At 67.8% G+C, this 16,868-nt stretch carries 13 protein-coding genes; 2 read left to right on the top strand and 11 right to left on the bottom strand.

Translation table 11 applies throughout. From position 1 onward, the window contains the following. Positions 1–143: 143 nt before the first annotated feature. Positions 144–1,922 carry a DEAD/DEAH box helicase gene (locus tag BN972_RS07390; protein ID WP_080696728.1) on the top strand — a complete coding sequence of 593 codons (1,779 nt, stop codon included), beginning with the start codon at positions 144–146 and terminating at the stop codon, positions 1,920–1,922. A gap of 107 nt (positions 1,923–2,029) precedes the next feature. Here the strand turns inward: BN972_RS07390 and BN972_RS07385 are convergent, their stop codons facing one another. The 11 genes from BN972_RS07385 to sepIVA form a co-directional block, all read right to left on the bottom strand. Beyond that, positions 2,030–4,507 carry a [protein-PII] uridylyltransferase gene (locus tag BN972_RS07385; RefSeq protein WP_080696727.1) on the bottom strand — a complete coding sequence of 826 codons (2,478 nt, stop codon included), beginning with the start codon at positions 4,505–4,507 and terminating at the stop codon, positions 2,030–2,032. A 30-nt stretch (positions 4,508–4,537) separates the two neighbouring features. After that, on the bottom strand, positions 4,538–4,876 hold the full coding sequence (glnB, locus tag BN972_RS07380) for a nitrogen regulatory protein P-II (protein WP_036354580.1): 339 nt from the start codon (positions 4,874–4,876) through the stop codon (positions 4,538–4,540). A gap of 2 nt (positions 4,877–4,878) precedes the next feature. After that, complete coding sequence (locus tag BN972_RS07375; protein ID WP_036354577.1) at positions 4,879–6,282, bottom strand: ammonium transporter; 1,404 nt, start codon at positions 6,280–6,282, stop codon at positions 4,879–4,881. A gap of 214 nt (positions 6,283–6,496) precedes the next feature. Beyond that, positions 6,497–7,840, bottom strand: coding sequence for a signal recognition particle-docking protein FtsY (ftsY, locus tag BN972_RS07370; protein WP_036356865.1), 1,344 nt, complete (start codon positions 7,838–7,840; stop codon positions 6,497–6,499). A gap of 55 nt (positions 7,841–7,895) precedes the next feature. Further along, positions 7,896–11,507, bottom strand: a complete 3,612-nt coding sequence (gene smc, locus BN972_RS07365; RefSeq protein WP_036354575.1) for a chromosome segregation protein SMC — start codon at positions 11,505–11,507, stop codon at positions 7,896–7,898. A 127-nt stretch (positions 11,508–11,634) separates the two neighbouring features. Beyond that, on the bottom strand, positions 11,635–11,916 hold the full coding sequence (locus BN972_RS07360) for an acylphosphatase (RefSeq protein WP_036354573.1): 282 nt from the start codon (positions 11,914–11,916) through the stop codon (positions 11,635–11,637). Then, positions 11,903–12,316: an OsmC family protein gene (locus tag BN972_RS07355; RefSeq protein ID WP_036354571.1), complete on the bottom strand. Its 414-nt coding sequence runs from the start codon at positions 12,314–12,316 to the stop codon at positions 11,903–11,905. Before BN972_RS07355 ends, BN972_RS07360 begins: the two co-directional genes overlap by 14 nt. Positions 12,317–12,375: 59 nt before the next feature. Beyond that, on the bottom strand, positions 12,376–13,236 hold the full coding sequence (mutM, locus tag BN972_RS07350) for a DNA-formamidopyrimidine glycosylase (protein ID WP_036354568.1): 861 nt from the start codon (positions 13,234–13,236) through the stop codon (positions 12,376–12,378). Further along, positions 13,236–13,961 (bottom strand): ribonuclease III, encoded by a 726-nt coding sequence (rnc, locus tag BN972_RS07345; protein WP_036354565.1) that lies wholly within the window; start codon positions 13,959–13,961, stop codon positions 13,236–13,238. The genes mutM and rnc overlap by 1 nt, the downstream gene beginning before the upstream one ends. Beyond that, the gene (locus BN972_RS07340; RefSeq protein WP_051545110.1) at positions 13,958–14,536 is read right to left on the bottom strand and encodes a YceD family protein; all 579 of its coding nucleotides are present in this window, start codon (positions 14,534–14,536) and stop codon (positions 13,958–13,960) included. Before BN972_RS07340 ends, rnc begins: the two co-directional genes overlap by 4 nt. 62 nt (positions 14,537–14,598) lie before the next feature. Then, positions 14,599–15,336, bottom strand: a complete 738-nt coding sequence (gene sepIVA / locus BN972_RS07335) for a cell division protein SepIVA (RefSeq protein WP_036356859.1) — start codon at positions 15,334–15,336, stop codon at positions 14,599–14,601. Positions 15,337–15,598: 262 nt separating this feature from the next. Here sepIVA and BN972_RS07330 point away from each other — a divergent pair, with 262 nt between their 5' ends. After that, positions 15,599–16,819, top strand: coding sequence for a permease (locus tag BN972_RS07330; protein ID WP_036354563.1), 1,221 nt, complete (start codon positions 15,599–15,601; stop codon positions 16,817–16,819). Positions 16,820–16,868: the final 49 nt, after the last annotated feature.

Below are 16,868 nucleotides of genomic sequence, written 5' to 3'. Positions count from 1 at the left end.
GCCCCGTTGAGCCACGACTTGATCCCGCGACACTGAAACCAGGTACACGACACGCCGGGGGAGGTGTACCTGAATTCAATCTCGGCGCGGCACGCTGAGCCGACCAGCATCGCCATGTCGCAACTACGGCGAAAAGCGTTGCCATGCTAGATTTTACAGCCGCACCTGGCATCGACAGGCGCATCAGTCCAGCCAGCCACTCGGGGGGATCTTTGTCGCTGCAGCCGGTCGGTTCCGCCGATAGCAGCCGGCCGCTGCGCGGTTGGCAGCGCCGTGCGCTGGTGAAGTACCTCGGCACCGAGCCGCGCGACTTCCTGGCCGTCGCAACTCCCGGGTCGGGCAAGACGGCGTTCGCGCTGCGGATCGCGGGTGAACTGATGGGCCACCGCGCCGTCGAGCAGCTCACCGTCGTCGTCCCCACCGAACACCTCAAGATCCAATGGGCGCAGGCCGCCGGGCGTCAGGGCCTGGCGCTGGACCCCAAGTTCTCCAACTCCAACCCGCAGACCTCGCCGGAGTACCACGGCGTGGTGGTCACCTACGCCCAGGTGGCTTCTCATCCGACGTTGCACCGGGTGCGGACCGAGCAGCGCAAGACTTTGGTGATCTTCGACGAGATCCACCACGGCGGGGACGCCAAGACCTGGGGCGACGCGATCCGGGAGGCGTTCAGCGACGCGACCCGTCGACTTGCCCTGACCGGGACGCCGTTCCGCTCCGACGACAGCCCCATCCCGTTCGTCAACTACGAGCCCGACAGCGAGGGCCTGATGCGCTCGCAGGCCGACCACACCTACGGTTACGCGGAAGCACTGGCCGACGGGGTGGTGCGCCCGGTGGTGTTCATGGCCTATTCCGGCCAGGCCCGCTGGCGCGACAGCGCGGGCGAGGAGCACGAGGCGCGGCTCGGCGAGCCGCTGTCGGCCGAACAGACCGCACGGGCGTGGCGCACCGCACTGGACCCGGCCGGCGAATGGATGCCGGCCGTGATCACCGCCGCCGACCAGCGGCTGCGTCAGCTGCGCGAGCACGTGCCCGACGCGGGCGGCATGATCATCGCGTCCGACCGAACGGCCGCTCGCGCCTACGCCACCCTCCTCAAGAAGCTGACCGGCGAAGCACCGACCGTCGTGCTCTCCGACGACCCCGGATCCTCGGCGCGCATCAGCGAGTTCGCGGCGAGCGACACTCGATGGCTGGTCGCGGTGCGCATGGTGTCCGAAGGCGTTGACGTGCCCCGCTTGTCGGTCGGTATCTACGCGACCAGCGCCTCCACTCCCCTGTTCTTCGCGCAGGCGATCGGCCGGTTCGTGCGCTCGCGGCGCCCCGGCGAGACGGCCAGCATCTTCCTGCCGTCGGTGCCCAACCTGCTGCAACTGGCCAGCGAGCTCGAGGCGCAGCGCAATCACGTGCTGGGCAAACCGCACCGCGTGTCCGAGGGTGATCCGCTTGACGAAGATCCCGCGGTCAGGACGCAGAACGAAAAGACCGAAGAGAACGGCTTCACCTCACTGGGCGCGGACGCCGAGCTGGATCAGGTGATTTTCGACGGCTCCTCGTTCGGCACCGCCGCCCCCGCCGGCAGCGAAGAAGAGGCCGACTATCTGGGCATCCCGGGGCTGTTGGACGCCGAGCAGATGCGCGCGCTGCTGCACCGGCGGCAGGACGAGCAGTTGCAGAAACGCGCCGCGACGGCGTCAAGCCCGCCCACGCCGATCACTACCCACGGGCAGCTGCGCGAGTTGCGCCGCGAACTCAACTCGCTGGTGTCGGTCGCCCACCACCGGACCGGCAAGCCGCACGGCTGGATTCACAACGAGCTGCGCCGCCGGTGCGGTGGACCCCCTATCGCGGCGGCGACCCGGGATCAGCTCAAGGCCCGCATCGAGGCCGTGCGCCAGCTCAATTCCGAACCGGCGTGATCCGATGGTGGCGACCCGCTGCGCCCGGCTGCGCCGCGCTGGCGATCGCCACTAGACCCGATGGTGGCGACCCGCTGCGCCCGGCTGCGCCGCGCTAGCGATCGCCACTAGTCACCGACGGGCTCGTCGACCATGACCACCGCCGGCGCACCCAGCACGGCCAACAGGTTCTTCTCCACCGCGGACCGGGCGTCGGTGTCCGTCGGCACCGTCACGCAGAAGACGTCGGCGGCCGTCGACCCGAAGGTGTTTACCTTGGCCCAGACGATGTCGGTCTCGGCGCGCTCAAGCGCGCGGGCCAGCAGCGCTAGCAGTCCCGTGCGGTCCATGGCGCGCACTTCCAGGATCAGCTGTCCCGGGGTGTCGGTGTCCAGCCACAGGATCCGCGGCGGCGCGGTCGAACGGGTGACCGGCACGCCCACCTGCACCTCTCCGGCTCGGGCGGTCGCTTCGCTGGCGGCGTCGCTGTCCCGCTTCTCCAACGCGCCCAATACGTCGACGTCACCGCGCAGCGCGCCCACGAACGATTGACGCAGCAAATCGGCCGCCGGTGGCGAACCGAACAGCGGCGACACCACGAACTCAGTGATCGCGACGCCCTCATGGATGTTGACCGAAGCCGAATGGACCCGCAGTGAGTTCAACGCCAACACGGCGGCGGCCTTCGACACCAACCCGCGTTCGTCGGGCGCCACCATCACGGCATGCAGGCGCTCGCCGGCGCCCGGGTTGATCTCGACGTGCACGCCCTGCCGCGCCGCCAACGAAAGGTAATGCGGCGCAGTCGGTTCCGCTTGCGGCGGCTCCTCACCCGCCATCGCCATGCGGCAACGCCGCACCAGGTCGTCGACCAGGGACGCCTTCCAGTCGCTCCACACACCCGGACCGGTGGCCTTCGAATCGGCCTCCGAAAGGGCGTGCATCAGCTCCAGCAGCTGCGGGTCCCCGCCGAGCGCTTCCGACACGGCCTCGATGGTGGCTGGGTCGTTGAGGTCGCTGCGGGTCGCCGTGATCGGCAGCAGCAGATGGTGGCGAACCATCTTGGACAGCGTGTCGATGTCAGCGGGTGCCAGCCCCAATCGCTCACCGATCGGAACCACTAGTTCGGCTCCCAGCACGCTGTGGTCGGCTCCCCGCCCCTTACCGATGTCGTGCAGCAACGCCCCCAGCGCGAGCAGATCCGGTCGGGCCACGTTGGTGGTCAGCGGCGCGGCGTGCACGGCGCACTCCACCACGTGGCGGTCCACCGTCCACTTGTGCGACACGTCGCGCGGCGGCAGGTCCCGGATCGCGTCCCATTCGGGCAGCAGCTGGCCCCACAAGCCGGTGCGGTCCAGCGCCTCGATGGTCGGCACCGCGGTCGGGCCGGCCAGCAGCACCACCAACAGGTCGTCCAGTGCCTCGCGCGGCCACGGCGTCGGCAGCGGGGGCACGTTGTCGGCCAGCCGGCTCAGGGTCGCCGCGCCGATGGGCACGCCGGTGTCGGCCGCCGCCGCGGCGACCCGCAGCACCAGGCCGGGATCGTGCTGCGGCTGCGCCTCGCGGGCCAGCACGATCTCGCCGGCGTATTCGACGACGCCCTCGTCCAGCGGGCGCCGCTTGGGCCGCCGCACCAGCGCCGAGATGCCGCGCCGGGGCAACGCGTTGGCGGCCGTGCGCAGACCGGTGACCGCGTGGAAGCTGATGGTGCGGCCCGCGCTGGACAACATTCGGGCCAGGTCAAAGCGGTCGCCGACGCCCAGCGCCTCGCTGATCTCGTCGGCGAACTGGGCCAGCAGCTGGTCGCGGCCCCGCCCAGACACCCGGTGCAGCTCGGTCCGCACATCGAGCAACGTCAGGTACGCGTCGTCGAGCGAACCGACCGCTGAGTCGGCTCGCGCCATGCCGTGCCGGTCGATCAGCTGCGCCAGCGCCAGCGCGTTGAGTAGCTGGACATCGCGCAGACCGCCACGGCCCGACTTCAGGTCGGGTTCGGCGCGATGGGCGATCCGACCCAGCCGCAGCCACCGGGCATGCGTCATCTCTACGAGTTCGTCCATGCGAGAACGGATTCCGCTGCGCCATTGCCGCCGGACGCCGTCGATCAGCTCGGCCGAGAGCCGCTGTTCGCCGGCGATGTGCCGCGCTTCCAGCATTCCCAGCGCGGCGGTCAGATCCGAGCCGGCGGTGGCCAGCGCCTCACCGACCGTGCGCACACTGTGGTCAAGCCGAATGTTGGCGTCCCACAACGGATACCACAGTTTGTCCGCGACGGGCCCCAGCTCGTCGGCAGGCTTGCCGTCGTGCAGTAGCACCAGGTCCAGGTCAGAGTAGGGCAGGAATTCGCGGCGCCCGAGACCACCGACACCGACGATCGCGAACCCGCTGTCCTCGGTGATCCCGATCTGTCCGGCCTTGGCGACCAACCAGGTCTCGTGCAACTCCAGGCATGCCTGACGCAACTCGGCCGGTGCCATGTCGCGATGCCCGTCAGACAACAGATCGCGCCTGGCGGCAGCCAAATCGACTGCGGCACAGGCGCTTTCCGTTGCTCCTCCCAGTTCGGACGGGTCCGCCGGGTGCGGGTTCACACCCGGGGGGCCCATCCGGCTCGGTTCAGCAATGCCGAACCATTGTCATAACGCGTCGGGTCCGCGCTCTCCGGTGCGCACCCGCACGATGGTGTCGACCGGGCTGACCCATACCTTGCCGTCGCCGATCTTGCCGGTCCGTGCCGCTCGGACGATGCTGTCCACGACCTTGTCGACAATGGAATCGTCGACCACGACCTCGATCCGCACCTTCGGCACGAAGTCCACGGAGTACTCAGCACCCCGGTAAACCTCGGTGTGACCCTTCTGCCGGCCGTACCCCTGGATTTCGCTGACCGTCATGCCCAGGACGCCTGCGTCCTCAAGGCTGGTCTTGACGTCGTCGAGGGTGAACGGCTTAACGATCGCGGTAATCAGCTTCATATCTATTCCGCCTCCACTTTCTCGCCCACTCGCTCCCGGTCTTCCAGGCCGTTGAGGCTGCTTTCCGGCAGGCTGGCCCTAGGAAGCACCGAACCGCTGGCGACCGCAAAGTCGTAGCCGCTCTCGGCGTGCTCCGACTCGTCGACGCCCGCGGCCTCCTGCTCAGCCCCGAGACGCAGTCCGATGGTGTACTTCAGGATAAGGGCAATGATCAAGGTGCCAATAGCGGAGTAGGTCAACACCGCGAACGCTCCGATGGCCTGTTTGCCCAGCTGGCCCCAACCGCCACCGTAGAACAGCCCCGTAACGGCCGCCGGTGCCTGTGGCGTGGCGACCAGGCCGACCATCAGGGTGCCGGCCAATCCACCGACCAGGTGGACGCCGACCACGTCGAGCGAGTCGTCGAACTTGAGCTTGAACTTCAGCCCAACCGCCAACGCGCACAGCACGCCGGCCACCGCACCAATCGCCAGCGCGCCGACCACGTTGACCGAAGAACAGGACGGCGTGATGGCGACCAGTCCAGCGACGATGCCCGAGGCCGCACCCAGGGTGGTGGCCTTGCCGTCGCGGATGCGCTCGGTGAGCAGCCAGGCGAGCATGGCGGCCGCCGTGGCGATCGTCGTGGTGACGAACGTCGTACCGGCGGCACCGTTGGAGCTGGTGGCCGAACCGGCGTTGAACCCGTACCAACCGAACCACAGCAGGCCGGCGCCGAGCATCACGAACGGCAGGTTGTGCGGCCGGAAGAGCGTCGTCGGCCAGCCTTTGCGCCTGCCCAGGACGATAGCCAGCACCAAGCCCGCCACACCGGCGTTGATGTGGACCGCCGTGCCGCCCGCAAAGTCAATCGCTTTCAGCTTGTTTGCGATCCACCCGCCCGACTCGGCGACGCTGCCGTCGAACGCGAACACCCAGTGCGCGACGGGGAAGTAGACGAGTGTCGCCCACAGCCCGGAGAAGATCAACCAGGCACTGAACTTCATCCGGTCCGCTACCGCACCCGAGATCAGGGCCACGGTGATGATCGCGAACATGAGCTGGAAGGCCACAAACACCGTGGCCGGCAAGGTGCCTACCAGCGGGATAGTTGTCTCGGCCACAGGCGGGGTCTTGCTCGGATCGGCGGCGACGTAATTGCCACCGATGAGTCCTTTCAGTCCCCAGAACTGGGTCGGGTTGCCGACAACATTTCCGGTGTCATTGCCGAATGCCATCGAGTAGCCGTACAGCACCCAAAGCACCGTTATGACGCCCATCGAACTGATGCTCATCATGATCATGTTCAGGACACTCTTGGCACGCACCATGCCGCCGTAGAAAAACGCCAGGCCCGGCGTCATCAACAGGACGAGCGCGGAACTCGCCAGCATCCAGGCCGTGTCGCCGGTATCGGGATGGCCCATCAGTGGGAAACTCACTCGCTATCACCTCCAGTCAGCGTTGGGAGGGCCCCAGATAAATGACTGGCGACCTGATCCAGAACCATGCGCATAAGTTGTTGCGCGAATGGGGCAGCGATGTTTCGGCAGGATTAACGTAAAAGTTGCTGTGTAATAGCTGCTCGTGGTGATCGCAAGCGCGGCGTCGCCGGGCGCGGCGGGTCGCCACCGTCCCCGATCAGCCGAGCAGGGCGTCGACGAATGCTGCCGGCTCAAACGGCGCCAGGTCGTCGGCTCCTTCACCCAGCCCGACCAGCTTCACCGGCACGCCGAGTTCCTGCTGAACCCGGAATACGATGCCGCCCTTGGCCGTTCCGTCCAGCTTGGTCAGCACCGCGCCGGTGATGTCGACGACCTCGGCGAACACCTTCGCCTGAGCTAGCCCGTTCTGCCCGATCGTCGCATCGAGAACCAACAGCACCTCATCAACAGCTGCCCGGCGGGTCACGACCCGCTTGACCTTGCCCAGTTCGTCCATCAGCCCGACCTTGGTGTGCAACCGGCCCGCGGTGTCGATGACGACGACGTCGGCGCCGGACTGGATGCCCTTGTCCACGGCGTCGAAGGCCACCGACGCCGGGTCGGCGCCCTCGGCGCCCCGCACCACTTCCGCGCCCACCCGCGACGCCCAGGTCTGCAGCTGGTCCGCCGCGGCGGCCCGGAACGTGTCGGCGGCGCCCAGCACCACGCGGCGCCCGTCGGCCACCAGCACCCGGGCCAGCTTGCCGACGGTGGTGGTCTTTCCGGTCCCGTTGACGCCGACGACGAGCAGCACCGACGGGTGGTCCGCGTGCGGCAGCGCGCGGATCGAGCGGTCCATGGCGGGTTGCAGCTCGCGGATCAGCACCTCGCGCAGTACCGCCCGGGCATCGGCCTCGTTCCGGACGTTGCCGCTGGCCAGTCGGCTACGCAGCTGCGACACCACCGACTCGGTGACCACCGGACCCAGGTCGGCGACCAGCAACGTGTCCTCCACGTCCTGCCAGGAGTCCTCGTCGAGATCGCCGCCCCCGATCAGGCCCAGCATGCTGCGGCCCAGCGCGTTCTGCGACCGTGCGAGCCGCCCGCGCAGCCGTTCCAGCCGCCCTTCGGTCGGTTCGATGGCTTCGATCTGCGGCGCCTCTGGTGCCGGCTCGGCCTCGATCTCCGGTACCGGCTCGACCTCGATCTCAAGCTCCGGCTCGACCTCGATCTCGGGCTCGGTCTCCGGGACCGTTTCCAGCTCCGGGTCGGGCAGGTGGACCTCAGAGATGGTGCGCTTGGGAGCATCGCGCGGAATGGTGGCGTCGTCGCCGACGGCGGGCAGTCCGCTGGTGTCGACCACCGGTTCGGCGGTCGGTGACTTGCTGAAAGTGATTCCCGAGGAAGCTGTGTACCCGCCCGACCGGTCGATCGCGTCCGGCTTGGGCGTCGGCGCCAGCCTGATCCGGCGCTTGCGGTAGCGCACGAGGCCGATGACCAACGCCGTGATGATGATCAGGGCGGCGGCGACCGCGATGGCAATCCACAAACCTTCGGACACGCTGACTATCCCTTCCCAATGCATCTCGGGTGAAACCCGGAGCGAACTAAGCGAACTAATTGGAGCTGGAGACCAGCTGATCCAGCTGCTGGCCGCGGATGCGCTGCGAAATGACCGCGGTGATCCCATCACCCTGCATGGTCACCCCGTAGAGCGCGTCGGCGACCTCCATCGTGGGCTTCTGGTGGGTGATGATGATCAGCTGCGACTGGTCGCGCAGCATCTCGAAGAGGCCGATCAGGCGACGCAGGTTGACGTCGTCCAGGGCGGCCTCCACCTCATCCATGATGTAGAACGGCGACGGACGAGCCCGGAAGATCGCCACCAGCATGGCCACCGCCGTCAAGGCCTTCTCGCCCCCTGAGAGCAACGACAACCTGGTGACCTTCTTGCCGGGTGGACGGGCCTCGACCTCGATGCCCGTGGCGAGCATGTCGTCGGGCTGAGTCAGCCTCAGCCGGCCTTCCCCGCCAGGGAACAGCGCGGTGAACACTGTCTGGAATTCGCGCTCGACGTCCACGAACGCTTCGCTGAATACCTGCAGGATGCGGGCGTCCACCTCGGCGACGACATCCAGCAGGTCCTTGCGGGCGCCTTTGACGTCTTCGAGCTGGGTGGACAGGAAGTTGTATCGCTCCTCCAGCGCAGCAAACTCCTCCAGGGCCAGCGGGTTGACCCGGCCGAGTTCGGCGAGCTCGCGTTCGGCGCGTTTGGCGCGCCGCTCCTGGGTGGTCCGGTCGAACGGCATCGGAGCGGGCGCCACCACCTGCTCACCCCGTTCGCGGGCCTGCTCGAACTCGGCCATCTCCAGGTCGGTGGGCGGCAACGCGACGTCGGGGCCGTATTCGGCGATCAGGTCGGTCGGCGCCATGCCGAACTGCTCGAGCACCATCTGCTCGAGCTGCTCGATCCGCAGCGCGGCCTGGGCGTTTGCCACCTCGTCGCGATGCAGCGAATCGGTGAGGGCGGCCACCCGCGCGCTCAGCGTGTTCACTTCCTCGCGCACCGCGGTCATGGCCGCCGTACGGTGTTGCCGTTCGGCGGCGAGTTGGTCGCGCAGGCGCGAGGCCGCTTCCACCACCCGGTTCAACCGGCTGGCCAGCAGCCGGCCAGACTCGGCCACTGCGGCGGCCACCGCGGCCGCCCGTAGCCGGGCGGCGTGCGCCTGCTCGGCCCGCACTCGCGCCTCCCGCTCGGCCGCCGCCGCGCGACGCAGCGAGTCCGCCCGGCCGCGCACGGCGTTGGCGCGCTCCTCGGCGGTGCGTACCGTCAGCCGGGCCTCGACCTCGGCACTGCGCGCGCCCTCGGCGGCAGCGGCGATTTCCTGCCGGGCCTCGACCAGGTTGGGCTCGGCGGCCTGCACATGCTCGGTCTCCTGAGCGTTGCGCAGCCGGGTTTCCAGCTCGACGACCTCTTCGAGGGTGCGCGCCCGTCCGGCTTCCAGTTCCTCGCGCTGCTGCAGCAGCCGGCTCCACTCGTCCTCGGCCGCACGAGCCTCTTGCCCCAGGCGCCCGAGCTGTTCGTACATCGCCGAGATGGCGGTGTCAGATTCGTTGAGGGCGGCCAGGGCCTGCTCGGCCGCGTCCTGACGAGCGTTCTGCTCGGTCAATGCGCCGGACAGCGCCGCGCTCAGTTGAGCCACCTGGGCCTCGGCGGCGGCCAGTTCGCCGCGAGCCTTCTCGATCTCGGAGGCGACCTCCAAAGTGGAGACCTTGCGGTCGGATCCACCGTTCACCCGCCCGGCGCCGACCAGATCACCGTCGAGCGTGACCGCCCGCAGTCGAGGATGCCGCGCCACCAGTTCCAGCGCTTGGCTCAGATCGCCTACCACCGCGACGTCCGCCAGCATCGCCGCCATCGCGCCCCGCAGTCGCGGCGGCGAGTCGATCAGGTCCAGCGCCCAGGCGGCCCCGTCGGGCAGCTCCGCGGTCCGGGCGGCGTCGGCGGGGGCGGGCCAGTCGGTGAGCACCAGGGCGGCACGGCCACCGTCGGCCTGCTTGAGGGCGGCCACGGCGGTGTGCGCGGCGCCGGGGCCATCGACCGCCAGGGCATCGGCCGCCGAACCCAGCACCGCGGCCAGCGCCGCCTCATACCCTGGGCGCACCTTGACCAGTTCCGCCACGGAACCGAAAAGCCCTGCGCCAGAATGATTTCGCGCTAGCCAAGCGGCCCCGTCCTTGCGCTCAAGGCTCATCGACAGCGCCTCGATGCGGGCTCGTAGCGACGCGACCTGGCGTTCCGCGGTGCGTTCGGCGGTTTGCAGCTCCGAGACGCGTTCGTCGGTCAGCCGGAGCGCGCTGACCGTCCGCTCGTGCTGCTCGTCGAGGCCCACCTCACCCTGATCCAGTTCGCCGACGCGGCCCTGCACGCTCTCGAATTCCGCTCGGGTCTGCTGGGCCCGCGTGGCCGCGTGTTCGATCCGCTCGGACAACCGCGCGACGCTTTCGTCGGTCGATTCCACCCGGGCCCGCATTGTCTCGACCTGCCCCGCCAGCCGGGCCAGGCCCTCGCGCCGGTCAGCTTCGGCGCGCACCGCCGCCAGGTGCGCCTTCTCGGCCTCGACGGCGCGGCGCTCCCGCTCGGCGAGTTCGGCGCGCGCGGCATCCAGTCGGGCGCGGGCCTCGGCCAGTTCGGCCAGCAACTCCTGCTCGGCTTGGGCCACCTCCTCGGCCTCGGCTTCCAGTGCGTCGGGGTCGGTGTCGCTGGTGCGCGCTGGCTCGACGTCGAGGTGTTGCGCGCGTTCGCTGGCGATGCGGACGGTGGCGCTGACCCGTTCGGCCAGCGCGGACAACCGGAACCAGGTCTGTTGTATCGATTCCGCGCGTTGCGACAGGACCGCCAGGGCTTCCTCGTGGGATGCCAGCTCCTGGGACGCCACCGCCAGCCTGGCGACCGCTTCGTCGTGCTCGCGGCGCATGGTTGTCTCAGCATCGAAGATCGCCTGACGCTCCGAGCGACGGTTGACCAGGTCGTCGGCGGCGAGGCGCAGGCGGGCGTCGCGCAGATCGGCCTGGATAGTTTGAGCGCGGCGGGCCACTTCGGCCTGGCGGCCCAGCGGTTTGAGTTGTCGGCGTAGCTCGGTGGTCAGGTCGTTGAGGCGGGCCAGGTTCGCGGCCATGGCGTCAAGTTTGCGCAGCGCCTTTTCCTTGCGCTTGCGGTGCTTGAGCACCCCGGCCGCCTCTTCGATGAACGCGCGCCGGTCCTCGGGCCGGGACTGCAGGATCTCGTCGAGCTTGCCCTGGCCCACGATCACGTGCATCTCGCGGCCGATGCCCGAGTCGCTCAACAGCTCCTGAACGTCCATCAACCGGCAACTGCTGCCATTGATCTCGTATTCGCTGGCTCCGTCGCGGAACATCCGGCGGGTGATCGACACCTCGGAGTACTCAATCGGCAACGCGTTGTCGGAGTTGTCGATGGTGACGGTGACCTCAGCGCGGCCCAGGGGCGCGCGCGAGGAGGTGCCGGCGAAGATGACGTCTTCCATCTTGCCGCCGCGCAGGGTCTTTGCCCCCTGCTCCCCCATCACCCAGGCCAGGGCGTCGACGACGTTGGATTTGCCGGAACCGTTGGGCCCGACAACGGCAGTGATGCCCGGTTCGAAGCGCAGAGTCGTCGGCGCGGCGAAGGACTTGAATCCCTTCAGCGTCAGACTCTTGAGGTACACGAGGGGCCAGATTACCGGTGCGAGCGTCCGCCTCCGCCCGCTCGGGGCGTGTCACGAGCGGTGTTCGAGACCCCTTGCACACCGCTGGTCAATCGAGTCGCTCTGACCCCAAATGCACCACGAGTGGCTACCGTTCGACGAATCCGGTGAACTGCTCGGTGGGTTCCGACCAGTCGGCGACCACCTTGTCCACCCGTCCCGGGGTGCTGTCCCCCCGAAGCAATTCCAGCAGCCGTTCACCTGCCTCGCGTGGACCGTTCGCCACCACCAGCACACGGCCGTCGGCCTGGTTGGCTGCATAGCCGGTCAGGCCCTGTTCCAGCGCCCGGCAGCGTGTCCACCAGCGGAAACCGACGCCCTGGACGTGGCCGTGGACCCAGGCGGTCAGCCGCACGTCAGGAGCCGACATCGTTTACCTCGAAGTTCACCGTGGTGCCGGATTTCAGGGTGCGACCGACTGTGCAGACCGCGTCGATGGCGCGGTTGACGACCACGAGCAGGCGCGCCTTCTCGTCGTTGGACAGCCCGGACAGGTCCAGTTCCAGCTTCTCGTCGAGCCGCGGGTAGATCTCCTTTTCCCGGTCGGCGGCACCGGAGACCCTGATCGTCGCACGGTAATCGTCACCGAGGCGGCGAGCCAGCGGCTGGTCGCTGGACATCCCGCTGCAGGCGGCCAGCGCGATCTTCATCAGCTCGCCGGGGGTGAAAACGCCCTCGACGTCCTCGCTGCCGACAAGTACTTGCGCGCCGCGTGAGCTGTGTCCGGTGTACCGGCGCGTGCCAGTGCGTTCGACCCACAGATCAGTCATGGCTCCCTTTCTACAACGCAGTCAGTTCGCTGAACTCAACGCAGACCCGGCGCGGATCCTTACCGGCGCGGTCGCGGTTGGCATTTCGGGCAGTAAAACGACGAGCGGTTCATGAACTTCTCCCGACGAATCACCGCTCCGCAGCGCCGGCAAGGCTGGCCTTCGCGACCGTAGGCATCCAGCGATCGGTCGAAGTAGCCCGACTCGCCGTTGACGTTGACGTACAGCGAATCGAAGGACGTGCCGCCCTTCCCCAGCGCCTCACGCATCACCTCGGCGGCAGCAGCGAGCACCGACCCCAGTTGGCGGCGTGACAGGTTGGCAGCAATGCGGGCGCCGTTGACTTCGGCCCGCCACAGCGCCTCGTCGGCGTAGATGTTGCCGATGCCCGACACCACTTGCTGGTCCAGCAGCTGTCGCTTGATCTCGGAATGCTTGCGCCGCAACACCTCGACCACCGCGTCGGCGTCGAATCGGGGGTCCAGCGGGTCGCGCGCCAGGTGCGCGACCGGTGTCGGCACCACGCTGCCGTCTACGGTCACCAGGTCGGCGAGCAGCCACCCGCCGAAGGTCCGCTGGTCGGCGAAGCTCAGCACGGTCCCGTCGTCGAGCAGGGCGGAGATCCGGACGTGGTCCGCGCGTGGCACCGTCCCCAGCAACATCTGCCCGCTCATGCCGAGGTGCACCACCAGCGCGGCGTCGGGGTCGGTGGCCTTGTCCAGAATCAGCCACAGATACTTGCCGCGCCGGTCAGTGCCGGTGATGCGAGCGTCGAGCAGCCGAGCGGTGAGGTCGGCGGGCCCAGCTTCGTGGCGGCGCACCGCGCGCGGGTGATGGACGCGGACGGCGGTGATCGTCTTGCCCAGCACATGGGTCTCGAGGCCGCGACGCACCACCTCGACTTCGGGCAGTTCAGGCACTAGACGGAGGATTTCCCCGCGCTGTCGAGCACTTCCATGGCTTCCAGCGCCTTATAGGCCGCCGACGCCGCCTTCTGCTCGGCTTCCTTCTTGGAGCGCCCTACGCCCGACCCGTATTCGGCGTCCATCACGACGACGACGGCGGTGAACTCCTTGTCGTGGTCGGGGCCCGTGGAGGTGACCGAGTAAGACGGCGCGCCCAGCGCCCGGGACGCGGTGAGTTCCTGCAAGCTGGTCTTCCAATCCAGGCCGGCACCGAGCGTCGGGGCGGCGTCCAGCAACGGGCCGAACAGCCGCAGGATGACCTCGCGCGCCACGTCGATGCCGTGTTGCAGGTAAATCGCGCCCAGCAGGGACTCCATGCCGTCGGCGAGGATGCTGGATTTGTCGGCGCCGCCGGTATTGGCCTCGCCGCGGCCCAGCAAGATGTGCACGCCCAGGCCCTCGTCGGTCAAATTGCGCGCGACATCGGCCAGCGCCTGGGTGTTGACGACACTCGCCCGAAGTTTGGCCAGGTCACCCTCGGACCGCTCGGGGTGGCGATGATAGAGCGCGTCGGTGACGGTCAGCCCCAGCACGGCGTCGCCGAGGAACTCCAGCCGCTCGTTGGTCGGTAGCCCACCGTTCTCGTAGGCGTAGCTGCGGTGCGTCAGCGCCAGTGAGAGCAGGTCGTCGGGCAGCTCGACACCGAGCGCGTCCAGCAGCGTGTGCCGTGACCGCGTCACCGCTCACCGCCGTCGTCGTCATCGAACATCCCGGCCAGTTTGGCCCACCGCGGGTCGATCTGCTCGTGGTGGTGCTCCGGGTCGGCGGCCAGGGAAACCCCACACTGTGGGCACAGTCCCGGGCAATCGGGCGAGCACACCGGTGAAAAGGGCAGTTCCAGACCCACGGCGTCAATGATCGGCTGCTCCAGGTTGACCATTTGGTCGACGACGTGTCCCACCTCGTCCTCCTCGGTGGTCGCTTCGGTAGCACTGTCCGGATACGCGAACAGCTCGGTCAGCTCAACCTGGACCCGTCCCTGAATAGGCGACAGGCAGCGTGAGCACTCACCCGCGGTGGCTGCGGCGACATCCCCGGTGACCAGTACTCCCTCGGACACCGACTCCACCCGTAGGTCCAGGTCCAGCGGTGCGCCTTTCGGAATCGCGATCAGCTCGACGCCAATGCGCGTCGGACTATCCACTGTGTCTTGGACCCTGAACATGGCACCCGGGCGTCGACCGAGCTTGGCAATGTCGATGGTCAGTGGCGTCCGCACGGGTCGCTGTGCCGTTTGGCTGTGGTGCTTGGCCATACCGGAATCCTACGGCGCCCGCCGCGGGCCCATCGGTTTTCGCCCCGTCCGGGGCCGCTCGGTCAGCGAGTGACGTAGTCGTGCGTACCGGCCGCCGTGCGCAGCTGGTGGCGGCCGCGGCCGACGGAGCGCAGGGTGCCGTTGAGGAATTCTTCGAACTCGGCGAGCTTGTTGTCGACGTAGATGTCGCATTCGCCGCGCAACCGGTCGGCCTCGGCGTGGGCGGTGTCGATGAGGCGGGTGGATTCGGCGTGGGCGGCCTGCACGACCTCGTTCTGCGACACCAGTCGCTGCTGCTCCTTGATGCCCTCTTGCACGGCTTTCTCGTAGGACAGGTTGCCGTTTTCGATCAGCCGGTCGCATTCAGTCTTGGCCCGGCTGACGCTGGCCTCGTACTCGCGCTTGGCCGAGGCCGCGATGCGCATGGCTTCCTCACGCGCCTCGGCAACCATCCGCTCGCTGTGCTGGCGCGCCTCGCTCACCATCCGGTCGGCCTGTGCCTTGGCGTCGGAGAGCAGGCGGTCGGCCTCAGCGCGGGCGTGGTTGACCATCGACTCCGACTCGGTGGTAGCCGCGGACACCATGGAGTCGGCGTGCGCCTTTGCGTCATGCAGCATCGAGTCGCGGGCATCCAGAACGTCCTGAGCGTCGTCGAGTTCGCCGGGGATGGCGTCCTTGATGTCGTCGATCAGTTCCAGCACGTCACCGCGGGGCACGACGCAGCCCGCCGTCATCGGTACGCCACGGGCTTCTTCGACGATGGCGCTCAATTCGTCCAGCGCTTCAAAGACTCGGTACACGGCCATACCCTCCTGGCATCAATTGTTGTGACCAGTGTGCCTGGTGTTACGCCTGTGACAGCGGTGATAACACCGGTGTGTCGGGCTCAATTTCCATTTCACCAGCCGACGATCCGGGCGCACGTGGTTTGCTACAGCCTATCGCTGCCGGGTCACCGCTGGCAGGACGATAAATCGGCGGGTACGCAGAGCTTGACGGCGACAGCCCGGCGGGCCACAATGTCAGGTACCCCCTGGGGGTATATATGACGGAGGAGGACGGATGGCGGACAAAGTGCTGGGAGCCCTCGGTCATGCATTGGCCCTCACCGGCTCGATGACGTGGGAGATCCTGTGGGCGCTGATCCTGGGCTTCGCGCTGTCCGCGGTGGTGCAGGCCGTGGTGCGGCGTTCGACGATCGTGTCGCTGATGGGAGACGACCGCCCCCGCACTTTGGCCGTCGCGGCCGGCCTCGGCGCCGCGTCGTCCTCGTGCTCGTATGCCGCGGTGGCGTTGGCTCGGTCGTTGTTCCGCAAGGGCGCCAATTTCACCGCCGCGATGGCTTTCGAGATCGGCTCCACCAACCTAGTCGTCGAGTTGGGCATCATCCTGGCTCTGCTGATGGGCTGGCAGTTCACCGCGGCGGAGTTCGTCGGCGGGCCGTTGATGATTATCGTGCTGGCGCTGTTGTTCCGGTTCTTCGTACGCACGCGGCTGATCGACGCCGCCCGGGAGCAGGCAGAGAAGGGCCTGGCCGGATCCATGGAAGGCCATGCGGCGATGGACATGTCCATCCAGGGTGGCGGGTCTTTCCTGCGGCGGCTGTTTTCCGGCCCGGGCCTGACGTCGGTGTCACATGTGTTCGTGATGGAGTGGCTGGCGATCCTGCGGGATCTGATCCTGGGTTTGTTCATCGCGGGCGCCATAGCGGCCTGGGTCCCCGAAACCTTCTGGCGGGACTTCTTTTTGACCAGTCACCCGACGTGGTCGGTGGTGTGGGGACCGATCGTCGGACCGCTTGTCGCGATCTTGTCGTTCGTCTGCTCGATCGGCAATGTGCCGCTGGCCGCGGTGCTGTGGAATGGCGGCATCAGCTTCGGCGGGGTGATCGCATTCATCTTTGCGGACCTGCTGATCCTGCCGATCCTCAACATCTACCGGAAGTACTACGGCACCAGAATGATGCTGACATTGTTGGCCACCTTCTATGTGTCGATGGTCGCCGCCGGCTATTTGGTCGAATTGATCTTCGGCACCGCCAATCTCATTCCGAGCGAACGCAATGCGATGGTGATGTCGGCCGGCATCTCGTGGAACTACACCACCTGGCTGAACATCGTCTTCCTGGTGATTGCCGGGGTGCTGGTCGCGCGGTTCTTCACCAGCGGCGGCATGCCGATGCTGCGGATGATGGGTGGCTCGCCGGATGAAGGGCACGATCACCATGGTCCTCATCACGATCACCATGGCGGTCATCCGGATCGTCAGCCGGGTTGCCACTAGTCGAACTTTGCTCTCAGCGAAATAGTCTGTGCCGCTTGTTCTCAACCGC

The sequence above is a fragment of the Mycobacterium asiaticum DSM 44297 genome (genome assembly GCF_000613245.1).
In the GTDB taxonomy this organism is placed as follows: Bacteria; Actinomycetota; Actinomycetes; order Mycobacteriales; family Mycobacteriaceae; genus Mycobacterium; species Mycobacterium asiaticum.
The sequence above is the reverse complement of the archived record's forward strand: the minus strand, read 5'-3'. Positions and strand labels throughout refer to the sequence as shown.

What these genes read in the sequence shown, in the direction of transcription:
- BN972_RS07330 (WP_036354563.1), top strand. Translation starts at nt 15,599, where the DNA reads ATGGCGGACAAAGTGCTGGGAGCCCTCGGTCATGCATTGGCCCTCACC.
- BN972_RS07385 (WP_080696727.1), bottom strand. Translation starts at nt 4,507, where the DNA reads ATGGGCCCCCCGGGTGTGAACCCGCACCCGGCGGACCCGTCCGAACTG.
- BN972_RS07340 (WP_051545110.1), bottom strand. Translation starts at nt 14,536, where the DNA reads ATGGCCAAGCACCACAGCCAAACGGCACAGCGACCCGTGCGGACGCCA.
- BN972_RS07355 (WP_036354571.1), bottom strand. Translation starts at nt 12,316, where the DNA reads ATGACTGATCTGTGGGTCGAACGCACTGGCACGCGCCGGTACACCGGA.
- BN972_RS07375 (WP_036354577.1), bottom strand. Translation starts at nt 6,282, where the DNA reads ATGGGCCATCCCGATACCGGCGACACGGCCTGGATGCTGGCGAGTTCC.
- glnB (WP_036354580.1), bottom strand. Translation starts at nt 4,876, where the DNA reads ATGAAGCTGATTACCGCGATCGTTAAGCCGTTCACCCTCGACGACGTC.
- BN972_RS07360 (WP_036354573.1), bottom strand. Translation starts at nt 11,916, where the DNA reads ATGTCGGCTCCTGACGTGCGGCTGACCGCCTGGGTCCACGGCCACGTC.
- BN972_RS07390 (WP_080696728.1), top strand. Translation starts at nt 144, where the DNA reads ATGCTAGATTTTACAGCCGCACCTGGCATCGACAGGCGCATCAGTCCA.